The sequence below is a fragment of the Clostridium sp. N3C genome (genome assembly GCF_900095445.1).
Taxonomy (GTDB): Bacteria; Bacillota; Clostridia; order Clostridiales; family Clostridiaceae; genus Clostridium_AU.
In genome coordinates this window covers 1-5439 of sequence record NZ_FMJL01000085.1, presented here as the reverse complement: position 1 = coordinate 5439, position 5439 = coordinate 1, and the positions used below count along the sequence as shown (strand labels likewise).

Here is a 5439-nt window from a genome sequence, read left to right as displayed (position 1 = left end):
ATAAAAATTAATATATTAGTTTATTTATTTTTATCAACTAAAATTTTGTACTTTCTTTCAAGTTTCTTCGCTTCATTTTTAATTGAATATCCAGAATTACATATATCTTTTTCAGTATTAATTCGCATAGGATTATTTACATAAACCATTATAGCTTCAACCCATCTTTTAACAGGTTCTTTAATTGATAAAAAAGTAACTAAGTCTGTAATTTTCATTTCTGTGGTAACTGTATCAGAAACAATCATTGGTAATCCAGAGCATTGAGCTTCAATACCAACTAGTGGTAATCCTTCATAAATCGATGGTAACAAAAATACATCCATGGCTTGATATAAATCTTGAACATCTGATCTATCGCCTAGAAATAAAACATCATTATTTAAATTAAGTTCATCTACTTTTTGCTTTACTTCTTTTTCCATAAATCCACTACCAACCCATAATAATTTTGCGTTATTGCATTTTTTCTTAAGTTCAAAGAAAATTTCAACTAAGAACAGTGGATTTTTCTGTGGAGCAAATCTGCCCACAGTTCCTACTACAAAATTTTTATCAATATTAAATTTATTACGAACTATTTCTCTTTTATGATTATCAAAAATATATTTAGATTCATCAATAGCATTATTTACTATATGATAATAACTTTTACCAAATAAATAATCACCAGCTAATTTTGAGCAAGAAAAAAAATCAGTTGAATAATGCTTAGTAATAGGTGCAATAATATTGTTTCTAATTTCTTTAATTTTTTGTTCTGCTGATTTCGTAGCATGACTATGTAATATTCGCACCTTTATTCCATTTTTTTTTGCATATTTTAATATAAGAGCTCCTGCGTTTATTACATTGCAATGTATAATATCATATTTTTCATCACAATCAAAAATACTATCTAATGCCTTTAAATATTTTAAAATTCCATCTTTGAGAGGTGGTAATACCTTAATATTACTTCCTGCTTGTCTAATCTCATCATAATATGGTGTAGGAATAGAATTCAATAACAGAAAATCAATTTTTATTTTTTCCTTGTTCATATTTCTAAAATAATTCATTGTATAGGTCGCTACACCATTACATACTCTTAAATTAGGAACAACAAATAATACTCTTATTGGTTTCATAGTATCAATTCCTTACTTTATATAATATTTGTTTTATCTTTATCTTTATATTTTCAGGTAGCATATATTTTATCCAAAGTCCCAACTTACCATTTGGATATAAATATTTTTTAGCATATTCTTCAAAATTCAACGTATCAATCTCATCATAAATAATATCACGTATCTTTGGACGCTCAGCTGGTTTGTTTAAATGTCCATTTCGCTGTATAGCGTACTTTATATCTGATAATATATAATCAATATCGTCCTTAAATTCTTTAAAAAAAGATTTTCCTTTTTGTGTATTTATTAATAATAAAGATACCCCTTTAGGCGAATAAAATTCAGGATGAAATAATTCAATGCCCCAATAGTCAGCAAATGTAAAATCTCCTTCTCTTGTTTCACATGCATATTTACAACTATAACAACTTGGTCTATATGTTTTTGATGTTAAAAACGAACTAAAATACGGATCTATTAAAGATATTGGTCTTATTACTATTGTTTTTCTAGCATTTCCGAAAACAATTTTATTATTTCCACATCTCCAACCTTTAGTTTCTTTGTTTCTAAAATCATATGAATAAACATTTGCATCTTCTAAATTATTATTTACTTTAGAAAAAGCTTTCTTAGAATACTTTTTTTCAATCCACTTGATATACTTACTAAAAAGTTTTTGGCTAGGTGTTCCATGACATATTAAATCAGCTGTTATCAAATTATCATATGTCTTTCCTAAAAATCCTTTTAATCCAGCAATATGACAAGGTAATCCAGTATAAAACACTATTTTGCCAGATTCCAAATAATTTCTAGCTTGTATATAAGTATTATTCAAATTACTGGCTACATATTTTGAACCACGTAATAACTTTAAATCATCTTTATTTTGAACAGCAATATGTTGTGCAATTAGATTTTCATCAAATGCACAGCCAAATACAACACCTCCTTTGTCAATTACTCTTTCTGCTATAGCAGAAAACATGCCACCAGACGAACTTTTCATTAAAATATTTTCTTTTTTTATTTTTGCAGCATAAACCTCTGGATTTTTTAATTGATTATCAAATATGGTATTATTAAGTTGAGGACAATGTTTTATACACACTTCACATTTAATACATTTTTCCTCATTAACATATGGATAAAAAAATCCCTCATTATCTTCAATCATTGTAATACATTTATTAGGACATTTTTGTTCACAAGCTCTACAGCCGCAACATTTTGTTTTATTTGTTATATCAATGTGATTTTTCATTAGATACCTCCTTAATAATTTTCTAAAGATAATGCTTTTTCTAAGAAAGACATTGAGTAATTTCTCTGCTCTTTTAATACTCTATTTACATTAGAAAAATCTATTGGATTATCCGAAATAGTAAAATCATGAATATCTCTAATTACACGATTTTGAATTCCTACTAGATTTACAATACTTTCAAGTCTAGAACTAAACTTAGGAGGATAATATACAAGTATCTGTTTTTCAAAATTCATAGAAAAAGCTGTAACATGAAAAGAATCTGTTAATATATATTGAGCATTATTTATTAAAGATAAAAATTCCTCAACAGTTGGACAGGCAATTAACCTTCCACCTTTTATAATATCATGATAATTATAGCTCAAATAATATATTGGTAACTTCTTTCTTTTAGCAAATTCTTTAGCATACTTATCTAACTCTTTATTTCTATTTATGTTATATAATAAAATATATTTTTTATTGCTATACTTTTTAGAAATAAGTGTTTCCCAATCATGTTTATCTAAAAGTAAAGTTGGATCTAGTACATGTATAGCATTATGTATATCTAAATCATTTAATATCTTAATTCCAGCACTTTCCCTTACAGAAATATATTTATATTTTTCTAACAATCTATGTGTTTCTTGTTTTTCCCATTCATCTAATGATGATTTTCCAAAACTAGCCGCATAAGTAAAACACCTTGCTCCATTAGATACAAAATCCAAAAAATATGGATATTCAATTTTCTCATTCCATCCACTATTCCATACTTGGTCACTACCAGTACAATATATATCCGACTGTGGTGGATTCTGTCTAAGTTCTTCAATTGAATTATAAGTAATAGATGACATATTTATATAGCGTTTCAAAAAATCTGAGAATACTTTAAATCGTCTTATATAAGAAGGAAATATTATCATCCTACATATATTTCTAACTAAAAGACTTTTACTTAATAATTCGCCTCTGTCTTTAATTCTTTTTAGCATTCCAATTAAATGTAATCGTTCAGGATAATAATCAATAACCTCTACATCATACCCCATTTTTTGTATAATATATTGTGTTGCATAAGTTTGCAAAACAGATCCATAATTTCCAACTCTATGTAATGTAATTAATCCAACCTTCATAGCACTATCTCCTTTGTTTAAGTTTAATAAAAATATGAGGTAGTTTTCTCCTTATAAATGAAATAAACATTCCTTCAATACATGTTAAACTAACACTTTTTATTTTAATAGGCAATACCATAATAGCCATCTTCTTTGATGTATATTTTACATATTTTAAAGATTCTCGTGTATATTGATGATTTATCATTTGTTTTATATGTCTTCTTTTTTCTACTGCACCTATGGCATTTTTATTATTAAACTCATTTTCAATACAGCCTATTGTCCTCTCAATAAAACGACGAGAGAGAAACTCCTTTCCCTCTACATCCAAAATTCCACAGCTATGAAAAAAATTCAAAAGTCTTTCATGTTCCTCAACTCTAATTTTAAACCACCCATCTATAAATCGTGTTGTTGCTGAGTTTTCTCTTTCACGAATATAATGATAAAAACAATCACTTAATACATAAAAAGAATTACAATATACAAAATACTTGTTCGAAAAGTCTAAATCTTCACCCATCGTCAATTTTGTTGAAAATTCAATATTTTGGTTTCGTATAATATCTAATCTATAAAGTTTATTCCAAACATTATACATGAGTGATTTATTCCACATATTAACTAAATCTTTCTTTATATCTTCTTTTGATGAATATAATGAATTATAATCAAATGAAGCAGAGTACCTATCTATATAAAGTCTACCATTTTTATCTACCTTGTGCGCTTCAAAATAGTAACCGAAGATTAATAAATCTATACTATATTTTCGTAAAATATCTGACATTACTTGAAACGCATTATCATCTATATAATCATCTCCGTCACAAAAATATACATATTGGCCATCAGCATGCCTTAATCCAACATTACGGGCATTAGATACACCATTATTTTTGATATGAAAGACTCTAACTCTACTATCCTTAGCTGCATACTTATCACATAATTCTCCACTATTATCAGTTGAACCATCGTCGATCAAAATCAGTTCAAAATCTCTGAAAGATTGGTTGAGTATACTATCAACCGATGTTTTAATATACTTTTCTACATTATAAATAGGCATTATAACACTAATTAATGGCATAACACACCACCTGTTTTTTTATTTTTTTACAATTATAGTATTCTTTACGCCGCATTCTCATCCCCAAACAATACTCCTACTGTTTTAAAGATAAGCTTTAAATCGATCCAAATATTTCTCTCTCTTATGTACTTAACATCTAATTCCATCCACTCTTCAAAACCTATGCTGTTTCTTCCGCTTACCTGCCAGTAGCAAGTTAGGCCTGGTTTACCGATTAATCTTAATTTTTGATAAGGTGTAAACTGAGCGACTTCATTTGGAAGGCTTGGCCTTGGTCCAACTAAGCTCATTTCACCCTTTAGCACATTGTAAAGTTGAGGTAGCTCGTCTATACTTGTCTTTCTTATAAACTTGCCTACTCTAGTTATTCTAGGATCATCTTTTATCTTAAACATTGGTCCAGATACTTCATTTTTATCTTTAAGTTTCTCTTTGAGTTCTTCTGCATTTACCACCATGGAACGAAACTTATACATTTTAAATATCTTACCGTCTTGTCCTACTCTATCTTGCTTGAAAAATATAGGTCCCTTTGAATCAAGTTTGATGCATATAGCAGTAATTATATACACATGGGATAGAAGTATAATTCCAAGCAATGCTCCTAAAAAGTCTATAATTCTCTTCACAATAAAGTAAGCTTGACTTTTTTGATACTCAGTTGCCTTTTCTCTTATTTCAGTAAAATCTAATTTTTCCTCCATACTCATCCCCCTTTTTTATATTTGTTTATATCTTGTCATATCGTACCAATATTATAACACATATCGTACCAATATTATAACACAATTTTCCTTTCAATTTATTGCTAAAGTTTTAAATAAAGTTTAATATTTCTACCATATT

General features: G+C 27.7%; 5 protein-coding genes. All 5 read right to left on the bottom strand.

Annotated features, from left to right (window positions below; translation table 11 throughout):
• Positions 1–20 precede the first annotated feature (20 nt).
• From N3C_RS14355 to N3C_RS14335, 5 genes are read right to left on the bottom strand one after another with little or no spacing between them, the layout of a single operon-like run.
• Positions 21–1130, bottom strand: coding sequence for a glycosyltransferase family 1 protein (locus tag N3C_RS14355; protein WP_074366688.1), 1110 nt, complete (start codon positions 1128–1130; stop codon positions 21–23).
• A gap of 4 nt (positions 1131–1134) precedes the next feature.
• On the bottom strand, positions 1135–2382 hold the full coding sequence (locus tag N3C_RS14350) for a Coenzyme F420 hydrogenase/dehydrogenase, beta subunit C-terminal domain (protein WP_074366687.1): 1248 nt from the start codon (positions 2380–2382) through the stop codon (positions 1135–1137).
• Between the two features lie 11 nt (positions 2383–2393).
• Positions 2394–3512, bottom strand: coding sequence for a polysaccharide pyruvyl transferase family protein (locus N3C_RS14345; RefSeq protein WP_074366686.1), 1119 nt, complete (start codon positions 3510–3512; stop codon positions 2394–2396).
• Positions 3513–3516: 4 nt separating this feature from the next.
• The gene (locus tag N3C_RS14340) at positions 3517–4590 is read right to left on the bottom strand and encodes a glycosyltransferase family 2 protein (protein ID WP_074366685.1); all 1074 of its coding nucleotides are present in this window, start codon (positions 4588–4590) and stop codon (positions 3517–3519) included.
• 44 nt (positions 4591–4634) lie between these two features.
• Entirely contained in the window at positions 4635–5297 is a 663-nt protein-coding gene (locus tag N3C_RS14335; RefSeq protein ID WP_143312695.1) for a sugar transferase, read from the bottom strand.
• Positions 5298–5439: the final 142 nt, after the last annotated feature.